The sequence below is a fragment of the Legionella pneumophila subsp. pneumophila str. Philadelphia 1 genome (genome assembly GCF_000008485.1).
GTDB classification, from domain to species: Bacteria; Pseudomonadota; Gammaproteobacteria; order Legionellales; family Legionellaceae; genus Legionella; species Legionella pneumophila.
This window is the reverse complement of sequence record NC_002942.5, coordinates 796,770-815,554: the sequence shown is the minus strand read 5'-3', so window position 1 is coordinate 815,554 and position 18,785 is coordinate 796,770. Positions and strand designations below refer to the sequence as shown.

Genomic DNA, 18,785 nt, shown 5'->3' with positions numbered 1-18,785 from the left:
TATTTATAGCCAATTCGAAAAACACAAGCTGTTCACTAACTTCAAACATCAAGCCCTAAATTATCCCGTTTGAACACTCGGTCAGCCCTATAGCTTGATCGAACTAATGGGCCTGAAGCCACTTCAAAAAAGCCCTTTTTTAGACCAATTTGCCTTAATTCAGAAAAAGTTTCAGGAGTTACGTAACGTGCTATAGGTAAATGATTTTTAGTTGGTTGCAAATATTGTCCCAAAGTCAAAATATCCACGTGATGAGTTCGAAGGTCATCCATAGTCTGTATAATTTCCTCATCGGTTTCACCCAAACCCAACATCAAACTGGTTTTGGTCAGAACATCCGGTCGATATTTCTTAGCAAAAGCCAGTACATTCAAGGTTTGCTGATAACCCGCTCGATTATCTCTTACCGGGTGTGTCAGGCGCTCAACCGTTTCTACATTTTGCGCAAACACATCAACGCCACTATCTAACAATACAGCAACATCTCTTTCACTTCCTTGAAAATCGGGGGTTAGCGCTTCGACTTTGGTTCGGGGAGATCGTTTTTTGATTGCTCTAATGGTTTTGGCATAATGATTCGCCCCCCCATCAGGTAAATCATCACGGTTAACTGAGGTTAAAACCACATAATCCAGATTCATTAAGGCCACAGTTTCTGCGGTATTCTCAGGTTCTTCTGCATCAAGCCAACCATGCGGATTTCCTGTATCCACAGAACAAAATCGGCAAGCCCGGGTACATACTGCTCCCATTAACATAATAGTTGCAGTTCCATGAGACCAACATTCTGAGATGTTGGGGCATTTCGCTTCTTCACAAACTGTTGCCAAACGATGTTTTTGCACTTGCTCTTTAACTTGGCTATAGGCTGGAGTTGTATGATTGACTATACGAAGCCACTTCGGTTTTGGCAATCGCTCATGATCTTGACCTGATGATTTTATTCCATCTTTAATAGCTGTCACACCCTGAGATGTCTTATATTTTTGTCCACTTTCCACAACGATTGGAATATCGATCAATTTGCCCATGACGCCATCCGAAATACAAAGAGTTATGATGATCCCAAATCACAAAGATAAGATCAAGTTCATTTAAAAATCGTTATCAGAGGAAAATCATCTGTTACCATGGATTTACTCCGAAAATAGTATAATTAAAAATTGTTGGAAATATATTCCACTATAATATTTCTACCCTGTTCTTTCCTGCATTTTTAGCTTTATACATGGCATTGTCTGCCCGCATAAATAAAGATTCAATATCATCTTCTTCGGTTACCGTAGTTAGCCCAAAAGAAACAGTAACATCGACTTTTTTGTCTCGATAATAAAACAAACAATCTTCAACTAATTTACGTAATTTCTCCAAAATTCCAAAAGCTTCCTTGCTGCTGGTTTGTTCAAAAATAAACACAAATTCCTCACCACCTATTCGAGCGATAAAATCAACCGTTCTGATTGATGATTTAAAAATCATAGCTACCTTTTTAAGAACCTTATCTCCTGCAAGATGGCCAAAATTATCATTAATACGTTTAAAATGATCGATGTCACACACAGCAAGAGACAATGCGCTTGAACTTCGTTTCCAGCGCTGGAATGAATCCAGGATATGCTCATCATAAGATTCCCGATTTGGCAAGCCTGTTAAGCTGTCGTGGTTAATTCTGTATTTCTGAAAAGCAAGCAAATTTTTTATTTCTTCCGCATTTTGCTCTGATTCCTGTAATCTAGCTTGCAACTCGGATACTTGCTTTGCATATTCTTCCTCTCGAATTTTTTCATTGTGTCGATATTCTTTTAACCTGTCACCAATCATTTTTATATTTTGGCTCACCTTTGAGGATAATTCCTCAATCGTTTTAGAGGTATCCAAATGATTCTTGATTTGATCAAGATTATCCTGAATCCCACACTCTAATAAACGACTGTCTTCACTTGCCTTTTTGCGAGCATCTCCTGATACTCTTAAATAGATTTCAAAATCATTGAGCTGATCGGTTAACTGTTGAAGAAACCCTTTGAATCGATTCTGCTCAACATTAAATGACTCAACGACTAATTCCGTCAAATTGTCAATAATAGTGCTAAGCTCTTCATCAGTGAGTGCATGTTCCAAATTTGTTTTTATGACTCCCCTCTTGGAATCCAAGTCCTGAGGGATAGATAAATGGTTAAGTAATTGTTGCAAGCTGTCATTTACTTTTAAACTAATCTCAGACTGATAACTTTTTTGGGGGGTATCGACTTTTGTAATTTGTGGTAACTTCTCCATCTCCTTAATCACAGAAGAAATACATTGAGTTAAGACTTGATTAAAACGAATCAAAATCGCATGGCTTTCCATCTCGGTATCCAGCATTTTTTGTAATTTTGTAACTGCCCTCTTATCCTGAGATTTATTGGCAATACGACCAATGGATTCCACTCCCTGTTTGATTAGTCCATTGACTAAACGAGAATTTTCCGCTTTTTTCCTTTGCATTTTGGAAAGTATTTCTGCCAAACGTTTCACTTTTTTTTCTATGACAGCAGGTTCAAATTCAGTATCTAAATAATTTCTTAATTGCGAAAGGCGATCATCTAACTCATAATTAATTCCAATCGGATTAATAATCAATTGATTAATCACACTTCTGAGCGTATTAATTTGACTTTGCATCTTGTCACATTTGTGCTCATATTGGCTAATTGTGTTAACAATTTTTTTCTTTAATTCTTGATCAATCATTTAAGACTTCCTTTCCTGTTCATTTGTTTTGCCTTTTTTTTAACCACTTCAAGCAAAATCTTTGCATGCGATCCATCACAAAAAGGAGGGTTTTTGGTTTGTTTGCAATTGCAAAAATAAACGTCTTCAGTCAACTCTGCTATAAAAGAGACTGCTTTATCCCCGCAATTCTCTTTATCACAGAAAGGCTGGGTCTTGCTTTTGCCACAACCGCACCATACGTAAGTCTTTCCTTCTGTTACCTCCACAGCTATTGGAAATAAATGCTTAAACTCTGAATTATTATCATCCATGATGAGAATTTCTCCATAAGCGATCAGCTTCTAAGCCTGGCTCATTTTTAATTGTATGCCATAAAATGAAAGATATTCAGAATTTATAATTATTTTATGCCGATTGAACCCTCATGTCATTTTAGAAGCATTAAACCAATTCAGTAACAGACCGGAGATCCCCAATGAGACAATTAAAAATAATGATAAAGCCAAATTAGACAAGGCATAGGGATAAACGATTAATAAGAGTGCGATAGCTAAAATATATAAAAAACCTATAGTAGTTAATTTTGTCTTAAATTTTTTGAAAAAATGAATTTTCATTAAAATCCAATAGAGAAACATCAGGATAATTAAAGGAAAGATATAGATAAGCTGATAAGCAAATTGATATAGCCCCATCTGAACTCCTGATACATTTTGGTTATGTAACCATTGTTCAAACACATAAGACCAATTCATCAAACAGGTTTGTTGAAACATTGGCACTGTAAGAGCCAATAAAAAAGCCAAAACAATAAATAATGGTTGGATAGAATGCTTTTTATAATATTGGCCAGCGAAATAAAAAGCAAAAAGGCCTACCAATGCAGCCGGAATACGGAACCATGAAAGCGACTCAAAAAACAGGGTAGGATAAACCTGTTGAAAATAATGAACACCTGCAACAGTTAAAATAAACACGGAACCGCTAATAAATTGCAGCTTTCGCTTTTCAATCATGAATAAAAGACCTAAAAATGCAGTAATCGTAAATAAAGCACATGGACTGATTGCATCGATTATGGCTACAACAAAAATAAATGTATTTGTGGAAGGGCTTCCTGTGATATTGGAATCAAACAAACTCGCATTCCCCCATCTGTTTAAAACATTCTCGGTCGCAGGAGTCAATCTTCCATTTTTCACAATTTCTTCTTTACAATATTCTATGCCGTTTAACAGATCCTTTCCGGTTGTCTGTGCAGTAGCAAACCCAACCCAACGGGAATTACAAAAAAATATGGATGGAACGGCAAAATCATATCGATTAAGTTCTGTCAATAAATCGCCAAAGCGTTTCAAAGCCTTTTTATCTTTATCAATAATATAACGCTCAACATGCAACCAGGTATAATGTTTTTCAATTTCTTTGAAAAATTCATCGGCCTTATGACAATGAGGACAAGTAGATGAAAGATACAATTCAACGTTAATTACAAGCCCTTTACCTTTTTCTTCTGTATACCAGGGAGATGAAGAATTTATTGCCCATAAATTAAAACTGAGCATCAGAAGTAACATTGTCAATCGAATCATTTGCTTCATGGTTTTCATTATATTTCTTTGTAAATGAATACTATAGCACTTAGGATCGATTGTATGAAATAGCCAGACACTCACGTTTAAAGCAAAAAATATAAATCTGAAATAAGAGTTTATATTTCAGGAGTGAATATAATTTTCCAAATGCTCAATCACTCGCAATTTATCTTCCAGTACGTGGTACAACAAGTCTCCTATTGACAATATAGCTAATAGCTCACCTTCTTCCTGGATTAATACATGTCTTCTTTTTGTTTCAGTTATCACTTGCATGGCTTTCTCTACCGAATCATGTGGACTTAAGATCGTGACGTTGGTATAAACAACATCAGATACTTTTGCAGTTTCCAAACTTAGACTCTTATGAAAATAACAGCGAAGTATGTCTCTTTCACTCACAATACCAATCAAGTGGGCATCATTGTCGAAAACAACTAATGCACCTATATCTTTTTCAACCATCTGTTTAATACATTCTTTGACACTATCATCAGGATGAATATAAGCGATTTTCCTTGGTGGCACCGGCAGTACGCTATGAATTAAGTGAGCCATTGCACTCTCCCTGATTAATACTAAATTAGCAACTCGCTGTATAAATATAGCACAAAACAAGGAGGGGTTAAGCTCATTAATCGAAAGCAGGAAAGATTTTTATAAAAGATTATCGTAGGATTTGTATATTGAAAACTCCAAGGTCAAGGCAAAAAATGATTTTAACGAAGGAATTTAGATAAGCCAAATGACCGAATTAAAAACATTTTTTAACAAAGAGACGGGGATTTTTCGTAAGTTCTGTCTTAATTGGTTAGAATAATAAAATGAGATTGTTGGGTTTTCCCCAACAATCTTAATCAATTAATTAATTCACAACACGCCACGAACCATCAGCTTGACGACAGGCCTTACCATAAATTTGTTGGGTTTTTCCACCAATCATGGCTTTGGTAATGTACTCACGGCAAGGTTGTTGAGCATTATAATAAGTTCTCGTTGGCTGGACAGTATAACGGTATCCAGTATCCGGATTTGACCATGCAACTGCTTTACCTGTTGGAGCTGTTTCGAGGGCCCTTTGCATTTCAAGTCGGTCTACTTTATCCATTGTTTTTCCAATTTGGCCACCCAGGTAAGCTCCTAATAATGCTCCTGCTCCTGCAGCTGCAACCTTACCTGAACCACCACCAAACTGGCTACCAAGTAATCCACCTACCACACCACCAGTAATTGTACCTACACCTTCTTTGTTCATTGAGGCACAGCCACCTAGCATGAATGTTAGGGATAATGATGCAACAATTAATTTTTTCATTACAGTTCACCTGTTTAAAGAGTTACAAAATCGGTTGTCATTCTACCACCACGAACAGTTATTATCCATAACTTATTTGTAACGTACTCTCTCCGAAATTTGACATAATAATTCGTATCCTACTGTACCTGCTGATTTGGCAATGCGCTCTACTAAAACATGTGTTCCCCAAAGCTCAACTTCATCGCCGATCTCAATATCAGGGTGCTCTGTCAAATCGATGGTCAGCATATCCATAGAAACTCTGCCAACAATAGACACCTCCCTCCCTCTAACCCAAACCGGTGTTTTCTCGGAAATATGCCGTGGGTACCCATCGCCATAACCTGCTGCAACAACACCAATTCGCGAAGGTTTATCACTTTTCCAGGTTCCACCATAGCCTACCTGGGCAAAAGATGGGTTATCATGAATCGCGCTGATGGCTGACATAAAACGCATGACAGGGATTAAACCTAAATCATGGGCATTTTGATTTGCAAATGGGGAAACACCATACAACATAATCCCGGGCCTCACCACATCAGCCTGCGAATCAGGGAATGAAATAATTGCCGCCGAATTAGCGATACTGCGTTGGCGAAACCCAGGTATGGATATCTCCTGAAACAAAGAGATCTGTTGTTGATTCTCAGGACGATGAGGTTCATCTGCGCAAGCCAAATGAGTCATTAACCCTATACTTTTATCAACCCAGGTACAGGTTTGCAATGCCCCCATCACTTTTTGCAATTCATGGATTTTAAATCCCAGTCTGTGCATGCCTGTGTTTACCTTCACCCATACTTTTATCGGGTAAGGCAACGGAGTCTTGATTAGCCATTCCAACTGCTGTGCGTGATGAAGAACACAGGCGAAATCATTCTCAACGGCTACTGACAATTCATCAGAACTAAAGACGCCCTGAAAGAGAATGCACGGGGTTTCAACACCTAAAGCTCGAATAGCCAGAGCCTCCTCAAGGCAGGCTACTCCAAAAGCCTCAATACGCCCATCAAGGACAGGGGCAACTTCCCTGACTCCACAGCCATAGGCGTTGGCTTTTACCATAGCGATAACTTTTTTGCCTGGAGCTAAATGCTTGATTTGAGATAAATTATGCAATAAAGCACTGGGCTCTATCACTAAACGTGTAGGTCTTGACACCCTATTCTACCCCTTGATAACCATTAAATGCCAAATCTTCAAATCGTGTGTACTTACCCAAAAAGGCTACCCTGACTTTGCCTATGGGTCCATTTCTTTGCTTGGCAACAATGATTTCCGCAGTGCCTTTATCAGGACTGTCCTCATTATATACTTCATCTCTATAAATAAAACAGATTAAGTCAGCATCCTGCTCAATTGCTCCTGATTCTCGCAAATCTGACATCACTGGCCGCTTATCTGCTCGCTGCTCGAGGCTTCTATTCAGCTGAGATAAAGCAATTACGGGAACCTGTAACTCTTTTGCCAGCGATTTAAGACTCCGAGAAATTTCGGAGATTTCCGCTGTTCTATTGTCTGCATTAAACCCGGGCACTTTCATTAATTGTAAATAATCGACAACGATAAGCCCTAACGAACCATGTTCCTTTGCTAAACGTCTGGCACGTGCCCTCATTTCTCCAGGACTTAAAGCTGGAGTATCATCTATAAACAAAGGAGCTTCAGAAAGCATATGCACCGCGGAGGTCACTCGTGGCCAGTCATTATCATCTAATTTACCAGTACGAATCCGATGCTGATCTATTCGCCCCAAGGAAGACATCATTCTCATTGCCAGGGAATCAGCAGGCATTTCCATAGAGAAAACCAATACTGGCTTACCGGCTTTAATTGCCGCATGCTCTGCCATATTCATCACCAAAGTTGTTTTTCCCATCGATGGACGGCCAGCAACGATAATCAGGTCAGAAGGCTGTAAACCCGATGTCATTTCATCCAAATCGGATAAGCCTGTCGCAAGGCCTGTAATCGCATCACCATTATGATAGAGGGCATCTATTTTCTCTACCGCCCGTACCAAAATGGATTTAATATTTTCTGGACCCCCGTCACTCGCTGTTTGTTCACCAATAGCAAATACTTTGGTTTCGGCCATATCCAATAGCTCAGGCACTTCTCTTCCAGCAGGATTATAAGCGGAATCAGCAATTTCTGTTGCTACCGCTATCAGTTGCCTCTGGACTGATTTTTCCCGAACAATATCCGCATAAGCGGTCACATTCGCTACACTTGGTGTGTTATTAGCCAACTCAAATAAATAGGCTTCTCCACCAGCATCATCTAACTCGTTGCGTGTTTTTAAAGCATCAAGAAGCGTCACTACATCAAAAGGTTGATCTTTTTTGGCTAAAGCAGAAATGGCTCTAAAAAGAATTCGGTGCTCAGTACGATAAAAATCGGTTTCGCATAATTTATTGCTTACCTTATCCCAGACTTGATTGTCGAGCATCAAACCACCAATAATGGATTGCTCAGCCTCTACAGAATGCGGGGGGCGTTTTAGTGGATCAACCGTTTTTTTAGATATTTGCAAATCAAGCATGGTAATAATATTTTTTGAGAATTTATTTATAGGGAAGACAATTTATTTAAAGACATTCCTAATCTAATTGCAAATGATCATAACACTAAAAACAAAATGCGGGATAGTACCAACTGCTTTCAATGACAAGAGAAAGCACTATCCCACATTATATATAAAAACATCCTTCAGTACTACTTATCGAATCCAGGTTTGAGTACGTCCTAGAGCAGAAACTCCAAAATACCCTCTGACATACAGTTTATTACCCTGCAGTGTCATCTTAGCCTTATAAATTTTTCCTGTTTTGGGATCGAGGATAGAGCCACCACTCCAGACGCCGTTGCCTTCATCTTTTAATCCCCAAACAAAAGTCAACCCTTGAATTTTTTTGTCCTTGAATGCGCCAGGGCACTTAGAACAAATTCCGGTATCACCTGGTTGTGGATATACCTTCACAATAGTACCACTTAAAGTACCATTTGATACTTTAAGGTTAACTACTGCTCTCTTAGCTCCGGTTTTATCATCAATGGTTGTCCAGGTACCGGCAGGAGACTGTGATGCTGCAAAGGCTAATGGTAAATAACATACAGCAATTACAAAACTACATAACACTTTCCATAATTTCATAAGTAATCTCCGTAATTGAATCAGTATACCTCTTGTATAAATTCTGTACTCTTTTGGAATACAAAGTTCAAGTTATACAAGAGCTTGTAATAAAGCATAAGCCATGATAGGTAACTTTGCTACTGAAATCTTTAAAATAAATATAGGGTTATTATCCGCTCCCTGACGGTCGCAGCTCGGATTATGGATCAAACCAATCCTCAACCATCAAACCGAGCTGCGACCGTCAGGGAGCGGATAATAAACCGTTACTTTTATTCATAAAGGCATAAAAAATTGATTCAAATCTTCTTCACTTAAAACCATTGACCTGGAAGCGTCTGTAGACAAAATCCCTTCCACTAATTGCCTTTTCTTCTCTTGCATACCAAGAATTGCCTCTTCTACAGTACCTGATGTAATCAACTTGTAAACAAAAACAGGGCTTTCTTGGCCTATTCGATGAGTTCTGTCAGTAGCCTGGTCCTCAACAGAAGGATTCCACCAGGGATCATAATGAATCACAGTATCTGCACGAGTCAGATTAAGTCCTGTGCCTCCTGCTTTCAAACTAATTAAAAATATTGGCGTATCACCTTGTTGAAATTGATCGACTAAGGCCTGTCTGTTTTGGGTCTGTCCCGTCAATTTCAAATAATCGTATTGCCTGACTATTAATAATTCCTCAATCAGTTTTAGCATCGATGTAAATTGTGAAAATACCAGTACTCGCCTTCCCTCTTCAACCAAATTATCAAGCAACTCCATCAGTGCATCGAGCTTGCATGAAGTACCGTGGGCAATCTCCGCTTCAGACATAGACAACAATCTTGGATCACAACAAACCTGCCGCAATTTCAACAAGGCATCAAGTAATAATATATGACTTTTCCCCAATCCTTGCCTTGCTATGGCATCTCTCACCTTTTTTTCCATGCTCATGCGGATAGCCTCATAAAGATCCCGCTGAGCACCAACCAACTCTATAGTACGAGTTATTTCCGTTTTGGGCGGGAGTTCATTGGCTACCTGATTTTTGGTTCGGCGCAGTAAAAAAGGTTGCACTCTTTTTGCTAACAAATCCCTTCTTCCCATATCGGCATATTTTTCTATAGGCGTTCTGAACCAAAGCCTGAATTGCTTTGCATCACCCAATAGCCCGGGCATTAGAAAATGAAATAAAGACCAGAGTTCGCCTAAATTATTCTCTAGTGGAGTTCCAGTAAGACATAAACGGTGTGAAGCCTTTAATTGTTGAATGATTTGTGTTGTTTTTGTCCGTGCATTCTTAATGAATTGCGCTTCGTCCAAAATGAGATAATAAAAGGGGTAACCAACAAATTTTTCTTTGTCCCTGTGAATTAATCCGTAGGTAGAAATAATTAAATCATAATCATCAAAATTGTCCTGATGTCTATCACTTCCATGGTAAATCAATACTCTGATCTCTGGCGTAAATCGCTTGGCCTCGGCAAACCAATTACCAACAAGACTGGTGGGAGCTATGATTAAACTGGCTTTATGTAATCTTGATTGTTCTTTCTCATATTGTAAATGGGCGAGAGTCTGCACTGTTTTGCCAAGTCCCATATCATCCGCTAATACGCCATTAAAACGACTGACCCGCAAAAATTGTAACCAATTTAACCCATAGTGTTGATAATCCCTCAAATGAGCTTGAAGGCCAGACGGAATCTTTATTTCTGGCAGATCATTTAATCTGACCAGCTTCCTTAATTCTTCTCTTAATGATTCAGCACCTTGCCAACGTGATTTGGTTGCAGCAATAGCCAATTCAACTTCCTGCATTAACACCAGTTGATATTTATTAATCTGTAATTGCAGATTCTGATCGATTTGGCGCAAGCCAAACTGTAATAACAAACGGACCAATGGCTTAATTCGCCCCATGGGCAATTGCAATAAACGACCATCCAACAATGGGAGTTTAACCAGCTGCTCATCAGGTAAATTATCTAAATCATTCCCTTTGTAACGTTGAATCAAATCCGCAACCAGCGGCACAATACTCACTGGCTTGCCTTCAACCAAAATACCCAATTGATAGGAAAAAAAATCGGTCGTACTTTCCTGAATATCGGAATACCATTCCACTTCATCAGCAGAAACAATCTCTTGATAAAACGGGCTTGCAAACTCTATACGCCATCCATGGTCTTTTAAATAAGGTAACGATTGCTGATAAAGACTTTCCAAGTCTGAAACAATTTGCACATCTTTTAAAATAAAAAAAGAGTGGTCGGGTAAATTCCAATGGTATTTTTCCCATTGATGATATGGCCTCAAATCAATTGAATTTCTCAACTCTTGAATTTTTAAATCTTCAAATTCCTTATCACGTTGGTATTCAACTAATACATCTCCTTTTAAAGACACCACTTTTTCACACTCTTCCGCAAAGGGAACAAGCAATCCTTCATAATCAAAAAAGACTTTTGCTATATAAAGAGAATTATTTTCCTCTCCGTCATCAATCCACCTGTGTTCTTCCTGTTCGGTAACCGCATCGAGAATTAACACAGGAATTGGTTTTAATTGTTTCGTTTCCTTTTGATTAAACACATTGGGCATGGGAAATTCAGGGCAATTTTTAGACATTTTTTTAGCCAATAACTCGGCTTGTTCAAGAGGAATAGGTGGTGCATCCAACAAATGACGAAGCTGCTTGATAGGATAAGGAGAGTTTAAGTGACCCATTACCACATTTTTAATATCAAAATACCAACTTTCATCCAATAATAATGGCTCAATATTCTGATTATCATGCCTTAATTTTAAAATCTGATTGCCATTCCAGGATAAAATCCACTGGCATTCACCAGTCAAAGTCTCTCCCTTTTTTATAGGGGTATCCTCATTTTCAATAAAAAAAGCTCTTCCGGTTGCAATGATCTTATCAAGAAGCTCTGTATTCCGAATCAAAAGATTATCAAACCAACCGGATACATTACATTTAAATAACAATTGAGCCACAATGTCATTATCATCACCCATAAAATGTTGTTTTTTTGAATTAGCCAGAGTATTAAAGATTATTTTTTTCCCGTAACCGCCACGTTTTAATAGTTTGGCCAAAGCTAATTTAATGCTTACTTTGTGCTCATAACCCCGAAGCTTTAAATCAATCAAATAAGTCAGATGGTGTGTCGCCTCTTCTCTTTTTATTTCTGATGCTTCTTGTGCTCGTAAATTTTTTAACCAAACATCTAATTTTCGATCTAGTTTGTTAGAAGGCAGTGACTGCAGGTTTATTTTTTCTCTGTCTCTTAATGCAAAAAGACAAGCTGCGGCGTGTTTGCAATTATATTGATAAGCACATGAACATCGAGAAGGCTTTGCTGGCCATGATTTTAAATCCATATGGATATCATAAATTTGACTTGCACTACCCTTCACTCTCCCTTTGAGCAAGCCGTCACTTAAGCGAATATTCAATACTTGGCCTTTTTGAAAGTACTCTTCACCCCGAAGCAATATTTTAGCTTCAAAAGCCTCTGGCATTTTTGATATTGCTTCGTTTAACATACCTTGGATTTGTCCAGGAAAAATCGTATATTGTAGTCATTTTTTACGCTTTTTGACAATAGAATGGGTTGTTCTATCCGCTCCCTTACGGTTGCGGCTCGGTTTTAACCATGATCCTATCTGACTCAGAGTGAGTCATGATCCGAGCCGCGACCATAAGTGAGCGGATAAATGCAAAAATAAAAACTTCTCTAATTAACCTGACTACCATCCTCTTCATCTGTAGCCATATCAATGCCCTCTAAGCTACAATTCCTATATACAAATTAATTGACAGATTTTCATGAATGCACCCTTGACAATACTGATGGCTCAAATTAATCCAACAGTTGGAGCTATTGACGCGAATACAAAAAAAATTATTGATGTCATCCAAAACCACCAGGCAAACCATGATGTGATTATTTTTCCAGAATTAACTCTATCCGGTTATCCGGCGGAAGATTTACTCTTTCGAAAAGAATATCATGATAAAATCATGCTCAACCTCCAGGATATTCAGGATACTACCAAGGATTGTTATGTCATTGTCGGACATCCAATGATACACATTGGGGATTGCTACAATGGCTTCAGCATCTTTTATCAAGGAGAAAAAATCAGAGCATATCACAAGCAAAAATTGCCAAATTATGGAGTTTTTGATGAAGCAAGATATTTTACTCCTGGTAAAAAAGATCCTTGCGTCTTATCAATTAAAAACCATAAATTAGGGTTTTGCATATGTGAAGATTTATGGCAAAAGGGTCCTGTAGATGATTTACTTGACAGTGGCATTTCCATTTTAATCAGTTTAAACGCCTCCCCCTTTGATTATCGTAAATACCAGCTGAGAGAAGAGCTTTTAAGATCTTATGCTAAACGGGGGGTGTACATTATTTATGTCAATCAAATTGGTGGTCAGGACGATTTGCTTTTTGATGGGCAATCTTTAGCCATGGATAATCAAGGTATTATCCGTGCTCTGGCTCCTGCCTTTGAAGAAAGCTTATGTACTGTCAATATAGACGGTAACAAAATAGACGGATCAAGCACCCCTTACCTCGACAAAGAAGCGCTTATTTATAAGGCACTGGTTTGTGGTACCAGAGATTACGTCAGAAAAAACAATTTCCCCGGCGTACTGCTTGGGCTCTCCGGAGGCATTGACTCTGCCTTAACTTTAGCAATAGCTGTCGATGCGCTCGGAGCAGAGCAAGTCCATGCTGTGTTGATGCCCTCACGATATACCGCGTCAATCAGCAATGAAGATGCACTGGAACAATTAAGCAACCTTAAAGTTGCACATTCCATTATACCGATTGAACCCATGTTTCAATCTATGATTGAATCGCTTCATCCTGTTTTTAAAGACTTGCCACCAGATACCACGGAAGAAAATATTCAGGCAAGAATACGTGGGATGCTGCTCATGGCTTTGTCAAATAAAACAGGGAAAATGGTTCTTACTACCAGTAACAAGAGTGAAACAGCTGTAGGTTATGCCACTTTATATGGCGACATGGCCGGCGGATTTGCCGTATTAAAAGATGTACTGAAAACTCAAGTGTATGAATTAGTGAGGTATAGAAACAAGATTTCATTGGTTATCCCAGAGCGAGTCATTACCAGACCCCCTTCTGCTGAATTAAAACCAAACCAGACAGATCAGGATAGTTTACCCGAATACGGTGAACTGGATGCCATTATCATGGCTTACATGGAACAGAATTTAAGTCCCTCTGAAATCATTGCCAAAGGATTTAAACCTCAAGTGGTCAACAAAATCATTCAATTGATTAAACGTAATGAATACAAGAGACGTCAGGCTGCACCAGGAATAAAGATAAGTAATCTGGCCTTTGGTAAAGACTGGAGATATCCTATCACTAATGGTTTTAATCAATGCATTTGAATGCAATAACTGCCTTGAAATAAAATTCAAGGCAGTTATTGCATTTATTAATTAAATAGATCTTATAGAGAGACTATCATTTGGTTTTGAGTGTTGACCTTCGTGTTGCTCCATGTTTTGCGCTCTGTTACCGAACAAGGTGGCAATATTCTCATATTTATTTAGATTAATTTTACCAGGTTCTTGTATTGCAGCCTTTTCTTCTTGTCTTTCACTTAACTGGCTTCTCAAACACCGTTCAACGTCTCCAAATAAGCGCAAATCCAGTTTTTTGGCATTTGTCGTCTTGATTGCGCCACTGGCAGGAGGTATTTTAGATTTTGGTCCGGCAGCCAAACATTCCTGCAATTGAGCTTTAAATGCCTTCATGTCTTCCTTGACATCAATGGACTTGATAGTATTTACATTCAATAAATAAGTCTTAAGTTGAGGAATGTGTTCTTCCTTTAGCGGATGACTTTGATCATTTAACCATGTTTTCATAGATGCATAGGGTTCTAATGAAATTTCATGTGCGAAACCTAATGTATTTATCCACCACAACGAATACTCATTAGGTTTACCGCGCAAAACAAAAGTAGCAGAAGTCCCATTTTCCTTTAATACATCATTAGTCAACTCAGCTTGAGTTCTCGGATCTTTCGGATTGATGAGCAGTTGAACTCGTCCTAGAAGCATTTCTCGGGCTTTTACACACTCCTGTTTAAGCTGTTTCAAATGCAAAGCACTTAGATTATCAATATCCTTAACAATATCCTTAATCTTTCCGTCTATTAGAATTTGGATTAACTCTTCCCCGGGTTCCAAAGCATACACTTTCCCTGTTGCATCTACCCAGGAAAGCTTCCAAATATCACTTTCAAAAATTAAGCAAAATTGTATAATGCCCTTATTTTCTTTGGCTGATTTTTTAGCTGCTTCCAGGTCATTGATAATTGAAACATTATCTATAAATTTCTGAGCACTTTGATGTGTCTGCAACAATTCCTGTTTTCGAGCTTCTATTAATTTTTGGGTAGCCAGGTATTGCGACATAAACTCGTCAATTCTTTTATTTATTTTTTGTCTGAGCTTCAAAATAATTGGATGGACTAACTCACTTTCTAATGGTTTATAGCCAGGAACTGACTTGATAAGCTCATCAAATAAATAATAATTAAACGATCCATGTTCCCACTCCCCTTTCCCAACCAATAACTTAAACTCCTGCAAGCGAGTGTAGGCATCAGGGAACGCTTCCATGCCTTTAATTGCCATATCAATTTCTTGTCCGCGTTTTCTGGTAAACTGGTAAAACCAACCTTTAAGCCATGATTCAATGGGCTTATTATATCTTGCCCGGGCAGATTCCAAGACATGAACTAATTGCTTACATCCTTCATCGGATTCATCCGCAATTCGACTTAATAACTTTTCGGCAAATTCGTTTAAATTGTCGACTATATCCAATAACTCTTTTCCATCCTTTGGTGGCATATACGCTCCTTGTTCCTTGTCCAAATTTCATCTTACCTTAATCAGAATTTTATACAAGCAACAAAATCATTGAGCTAACTGGAATTTAAAATTTAAATTGCTCAATAAAGCGCAATAGAAAACTTGCAAATTTAAGACAAACCGCTAACATGAATCAGTTAAAAAATAATAATAATAAAAAGGGATGTCATGAGAATTACATTACTTACAACAGCTATATTAGCTACGGGTGTTGCCTACGCCGCTGTACCTGTAGACGGGTGGTATGCCAGCGCATTTGGAGGTTACACTTATATTCCCCCCAACATATACAATTTCGCTTATGGGGTATTCCGTGATGAGGTGGGATACAATAACGGGTATAACGCCGGAGGACGAGTAGGCTACCAAAGCAACCCAATCCGCTATGAAGTAGAATACACCTATCTCAGGGGTGAAGCCAGAAAGTTTAATCTTAACTTTATAACACAGCTCGGTGTTACCGGTTTTACCTCCGCCAATACTATCATGGCCAATATTTACTATGATTGCCCTGATATGCTGCCAGCCATTGCGCCATTTATTGGATTGGGGATTGGTTATGCCTCTCTTAGGACAGAGCTTGACAGCATAGGTCCTTTTAGACCATCTTACTTTACCACCAGCGACAGCGCCTTTGCCTACCAGGGAACTGTGGGAATAACTTATAATTTCTCCGAAAATTATGCGGCAAATTTGGCTTACCGCTATATCGCAACCGATAATTCGAGTAATTTTGGAAAAACCTACCAGGCTCATTTGGCCAGCGTGGGAGCAATCTACCGTTTTGATCAAGGAAATTATAAGTAAGGATACGCAATGAAGAAGTTAATTCAACTCTCGGTATTATCCGGTTTGCTATTAAGCGGCTCAACTTTTGCCTTCAACCAGCCTCAAGGCTTCTACGTTGGGATATTGGGGGAAATAAGTCATGGGCCTTCTGGTGAGGACCTTATATTTACCGAACCCAACCGAACCATTACTGCCAACGTGGAATACAGTCCTGTTTCTGGAGGTGGAGGGGCTGTATTAGGTTATAAAATAAGCCACTATCGCATTGAAGGGGAGGTACTATATAACCGGATTTCAACTGGTCCTTTCACAATAAGTTCCTGTACTTTACAAAGTCCTAATGTCCTAACTCCAACAGGCGTTTGTCCTTCCGCTTTTGAAGTTAATCGACTGGGTTATGATGGCAGTAGTGCAGCTCTCTATGGTTTGCTCAATCTGTATTATGATTTTTTTAGTTCTGTGAATGAAAGTACTTATGTACCTTATATTGGAATAGGCGCAGGACAAGTACGTATTCAAAATAGAAATAATTTCGTAAAAACAACTCCCGTCAATCTGCCGGCTTCAGCTGGATTTAGCACTACCATGGTCTCAGGAGCTGGACAGGGCATTGTAGGCGTAGGGTATCTAATGGATGATTTCGCCTGGCTTGCTATGGACTTCCGCTTTCTCACGACCAGTAGTCTGTCCGACTTTAACAACAGTCGCTATACACTCAGCACATTCAATGTGGGTATCAATTTTACCTTTGACAAGTCAACCTGATGACTTCTTGTGGCCTTGGGGTTCCTGCCACAAGGTCACAAACAAAACCATCACCATCGGCCCTAGAAACAGGCCAAGCAAACCCAAAGTTTCTACTCCCCCCAAAATGCCGAACAAAACAGCCAGGAAAGGTAATTGTATCGCTCCACCGATAAGAACTGGCTTTACAAAATGATCAGCAACAAACATAACCAAAGTTCCCCAAACCAGAACAATGATGCCTCCAATCAAACTGCCAACGGAAAGTAAAATCAAAGCGACTATGATAAAAACAACAGGAACAACAAAAGGTATCATAGCTGCCAATGCGGTAATAAACCCAGTCAATGTGGGGGCTGGAAACCCAACCAAGGCATAGCAAACGCCCATTAATATACCTACCCCTATGCCAACAACAATAGTTCCATTCACAGTACCTCGCAACGCGCTGGGAAGCCTGTCGGAATAACGAAACCATCTGTCACCCAAACAATATTCTCCTATATGCTGAATTTGTAATAGTAATTTATCCCCATCACGATAGAAGAAAAAAAGTGTTAAAAGGGTAAATCCTACTTGAAAACTACGATGAGCCAAATTGACCCCAATCTGCTTGATGTAATAGCTGGTAGGGGTTAACGTTACATGCAAATTAGATAAAAACTCCTTGATATTTCCCGGCTTACCAATATTCACATCCCAATATTGAATTAAATCATCTCCAACCAATGGAATATTTTTAAAAAACTCAGGGGCGGCTCCACCTTCCTTATTAATATGCTGCAAAAAATTAATAAATAATTGAGACTCCTTGATAAGGATTCCTATAAGCCAACTCAAGGGAATAAGGAAAAGCAAGCCCATCAGTGTTGTAAATAAGAACGCTGATGTGTTGTGTTTGTTACCAAATAATTTACGCCATCTGGTGTATAAGGGATAGGTAGCTATAACAATAATAGCGGCCCATATCATGGAAGGAATGAATTTATGAACAATGTAAAGCGAGAAGATAACGATACTGACTGTTAACCCTATGCTAATTAGCTCTTTATGATTTTCATTCATTAAGCAAAGCTCCAAACCAAGATTTGCATAATACACCAGGCAGGAACTGCTGCTAAAACATCGTCCAGCATAATTCCTAACCCACCGTGAACTCTTTGATCGACCATACGTATTGGTTGGGGTTTCCAGATATCAAAAATACGGAACAAAATAAAGCCAATTAACATCCATGATATTCCTTTGGGAACTAAAAACATAGTTAATAAATAACCAACCACTTCATCCCATACAATTCCTTTGTAATCATGTACCCCAAGATCTTCTGTCACTCTGTCACTGACCCAAACTCCCAGCGCAAATGCCAGGGCAGTCCATAATAAATAAATGCTCCAATGAGCATTGATCATTAATAAATAGAGGGGAATAGCAGCTAATGTCCCCCACGTGCCTGGAGCAATTGACATCAATCCACTGCCAAAACCAAAAGCGATAAAATAAACGGGATCTTGCCATACTCGATTTGCCAAATTGACTTGGTTCATATTTGCTCCTCAACCTAAATAT

16 protein-coding genes are annotated in these 18,785 nt (G+C 38.8%); 3 read left to right on the top strand and 13 right to left on the bottom strand.

Features of this window, described 5'->3' with window-relative positions; genetic code table 11:
* Positions 1 to 41: 41 nt before the first annotated feature.
* From lipA to LPG_RS03645, 10 genes are all read right to left on the bottom strand, one after another.
* Positions 42 to 1,031 carry a lipoyl synthase gene (gene lipA, locus LPG_RS03690; protein ID WP_010946482.1) on the bottom strand — a complete coding sequence of 330 codons (990 nt, stop codon included), beginning with the start codon at positions 1,029 to 1,031 and terminating at the stop codon, positions 42 to 44.
* A 151-nt stretch (positions 1,032 to 1,182) separates the two neighbouring features.
* Positions 1,183 to 2,733: a GGDEF domain-containing protein gene (locus LPG_RS03685; protein WP_010946481.1), complete on the bottom strand. Its 1,551-nt coding sequence runs from the start codon at positions 2,731 to 2,733 to the stop codon at positions 1,183 to 1,185.
* Complete coding sequence (locus LPG_RS03680; RefSeq protein ID WP_010946480.1) at positions 2,730 to 3,026, bottom strand: CDGSH iron-sulfur domain-containing protein; 297 nt, start codon at positions 3,024 to 3,026, stop codon at positions 2,730 to 2,732. The genes LPG_RS03685 and LPG_RS03680 overlap by 4 nt, the downstream gene beginning before the upstream one ends.
* A gap of 111 nt (positions 3,027 to 3,137) precedes the next feature.
* Positions 3,138 to 4,325 (bottom strand): membrane protein, encoded by a 1,188-nt coding sequence (locus tag LPG_RS03675; RefSeq protein WP_011213304.1) that lies wholly within the window; start codon positions 4,323 to 4,325, stop codon positions 3,138 to 3,140.
* A 108-nt stretch (positions 4,326 to 4,433) separates the two neighbouring features.
* Positions 4,434 to 4,868 carry a CBS domain-containing protein gene (locus LPG_RS03670; RefSeq protein ID WP_011213303.1) on the bottom strand — a complete coding sequence of 145 codons (435 nt, stop codon included), beginning with the start codon at positions 4,866 to 4,868 and terminating at the stop codon, positions 4,434 to 4,436.
* Between the two features lie 307 nt (positions 4,869 to 5,175).
* Positions 5,176 to 5,625, bottom strand: a complete 450-nt coding sequence (locus tag LPG_RS03665; RefSeq protein WP_010946477.1) for an RT0821/Lpp0805 family surface protein — start codon at positions 5,623 to 5,625, stop codon at positions 5,176 to 5,178.
* 72 nt (positions 5,626 to 5,697) lie between these two features.
* On the bottom strand, positions 5,698 to 6,771 hold the full coding sequence (gene alr / locus LPG_RS03660; RefSeq protein WP_010946476.1) for an alanine racemase: 1,074 nt from the start codon (positions 6,769 to 6,771) through the stop codon (positions 5,698 to 5,700).
* Between the two features lies 1 nt (position 6,772).
* Entirely contained in the window at positions 6,773 to 8,155 is a 1,383-nt protein-coding gene (dnaB, locus tag LPG_RS03655) for a replicative DNA helicase (RefSeq protein ID WP_010946475.1), read from the bottom strand.
* Between the two features lie 177 nt (positions 8,156 to 8,332).
* On the bottom strand, positions 8,333 to 8,767 hold the full coding sequence (locus LPG_RS03650; protein WP_010946474.1) for a DUF2147 domain-containing protein: 435 nt from the start codon (positions 8,765 to 8,767) through the stop codon (positions 8,333 to 8,335).
* 258 nt (positions 8,768 to 9,025) lie between these two features.
* A complete protein-coding gene (locus LPG_RS03645; protein WP_010946472.1) occupies positions 9,026 to 12,292 on the bottom strand; it encodes a DEAD/DEAH box helicase in 3,267 nt (1,088 codons plus the stop codon).
* Positions 12,293 to 12,575: 283 nt separating this feature from the next.
* Here LPG_RS03645 and LPG_RS03640 point away from each other — a divergent pair, with 283 nt between their 5' ends.
* Complete coding sequence (locus LPG_RS03640) at positions 12,576 to 14,186, top strand: NAD+ synthase (protein ID WP_010946471.1); 1,611 nt, start codon at positions 12,576 to 12,578, stop codon at positions 14,184 to 14,186.
* Positions 14,187 to 14,237: 51 nt separating this feature from the next.
* Here the strand turns inward: LPG_RS03640 and ravH are convergent, their stop codons facing one another.
* The gene (gene ravH, locus LPG_RS03635) at positions 14,238 to 15,686 is read right to left on the bottom strand and encodes a Dot/Icm T4SS effector RavH (protein WP_010946470.1); all 1,449 of its coding nucleotides are present in this window, start codon (positions 15,684 to 15,686) and stop codon (positions 14,238 to 14,240) included.
* Positions 15,687 to 15,851: 165 nt separating this feature from the next.
* Here ravH and LPG_RS03630 point away from each other — a divergent pair, with 165 nt between their 5' ends.
* Both LPG_RS03630 and LPG_RS03625 read left to right on the top strand, forming a co-directional pair.
* Positions 15,852 to 16,490 (top strand): outer membrane protein, encoded by a 639-nt coding sequence (locus LPG_RS03630; RefSeq protein ID WP_010946469.1) that lies wholly within the window; start codon positions 15,852 to 15,854, stop codon positions 16,488 to 16,490.
* Positions 16,491 to 16,499: 9 nt separating this feature from the next.
* Positions 16,500 to 17,237: a hypothetical protein gene (locus LPG_RS03625; RefSeq protein WP_010946468.1), complete on the top strand. Its 738-nt coding sequence runs from the start codon at positions 16,500 to 16,502 to the stop codon at positions 17,235 to 17,237.
* Here the strand turns inward: LPG_RS03625 and LPG_RS03620 are convergent.
* Together LPG_RS03620 and LPG_RS03615 are read right to left on the bottom strand one after the other, a co-directional pair.
* Entirely contained in the window at positions 17,229 to 18,281 is a 1,053-nt protein-coding gene (locus LPG_RS03620; RefSeq protein WP_010946467.1) for an AI-2E family transporter, read from the bottom strand. The two genes, LPG_RS03625 and LPG_RS03620, sit on opposite strands and share 9 nt — an antisense overlap.
* Positions 18,281 to 18,763: a phosphatidylglycerophosphatase A family protein gene (locus LPG_RS03615; RefSeq protein WP_010946466.1), complete on the bottom strand. Its 483-nt coding sequence runs from the start codon at positions 18,761 to 18,763 to the stop codon at positions 18,281 to 18,283. The genes LPG_RS03620 and LPG_RS03615 overlap by 1 nt, the downstream gene beginning before the upstream one ends.
* Between the last annotated feature and the right edge of the window lie 22 nt (positions 18,764 to 18,785).

Excerpts from the sequence above, each read along its gene's own strand:
- lipA (WP_010946482.1), bottom strand. The coding sequence starts at position 1,031 with ATGGGCAAATTGATCGATATTCCAATCGTTGTGGAAAGTGGACAAAAA.
- LPG_RS03685 (WP_010946481.1), bottom strand. The coding sequence starts at position 2,733 with ATGATTGATCAAGAATTAAAGAAAAAAATTGTTAACACAATTAGCCAA.
- LPG_RS03680 (WP_010946480.1), bottom strand. The coding sequence starts at position 3,026 with ATGGATGATAATAATTCAGAGTTTAAGCATTTATTTCCAATAGCTGTG.
- LPG_RS03675 (WP_011213304.1), bottom strand. The coding sequence starts at position 4,325 with ATGAAAACCATGAAGCAAATGATTCGATTGACAATGTTACTTCTGATG.
- LPG_RS03670 (WP_011213303.1), bottom strand. The coding sequence starts at position 4,868 with ATGGCTCACTTAATTCATAGCGTACTGCCGGTGCCACCAAGGAAAATC.
- LPG_RS03665 (WP_010946477.1), bottom strand. The coding sequence starts at position 5,625 with ATGAAAAAATTAATTGTTGCATCATTATCCCTAACATTCATGCTAGGT.
- dnaB (WP_010946475.1), bottom strand. The coding sequence starts at position 8,155 with ATGCTTGATTTGCAAATATCTAAAAAAACGGTTGATCCACTAAAACGC.
- LPG_RS03650 (WP_010946474.1), bottom strand. The coding sequence starts at position 8,767 with ATGAAATTATGGAAAGTGTTATGTAGTTTTGTAATTGCTGTATGTTAT.
- LPG_RS03645 (WP_010946472.1), bottom strand. The coding sequence starts at position 12,292 with ATGTTAAACGAAGCAATATCAAAAATGCCAGAGGCTTTTGAAGCTAAA.
- LPG_RS03640 (WP_010946471.1), top strand. The coding sequence starts at position 12,576 with ATGAATGCACCCTTGACAATACTGATGGCTCAAATTAATCCAACAGTT.
- LPG_RS03630 (WP_010946469.1), top strand. The coding sequence starts at position 15,852 with ATGAGAATTACATTACTTACAACAGCTATATTAGCTACGGGTGTTGCC.
- LPG_RS03625 (WP_010946468.1), top strand. The coding sequence starts at position 16,500 with ATGAAGAAGTTAATTCAACTCTCGGTATTATCCGGTTTGCTATTAAGC.
- LPG_RS03620 (WP_010946467.1), bottom strand. The coding sequence starts at position 18,281 with ATGAATGAAAATCATAAAGAGCTAATTAGCATAGGGTTAACAGTCAGT.
- LPG_RS03615 (WP_010946466.1), bottom strand. The coding sequence starts at position 18,763 with ATGAACCAAGTCAATTTGGCAAATCGAGTATGGCAAGATCCCGTTTAT.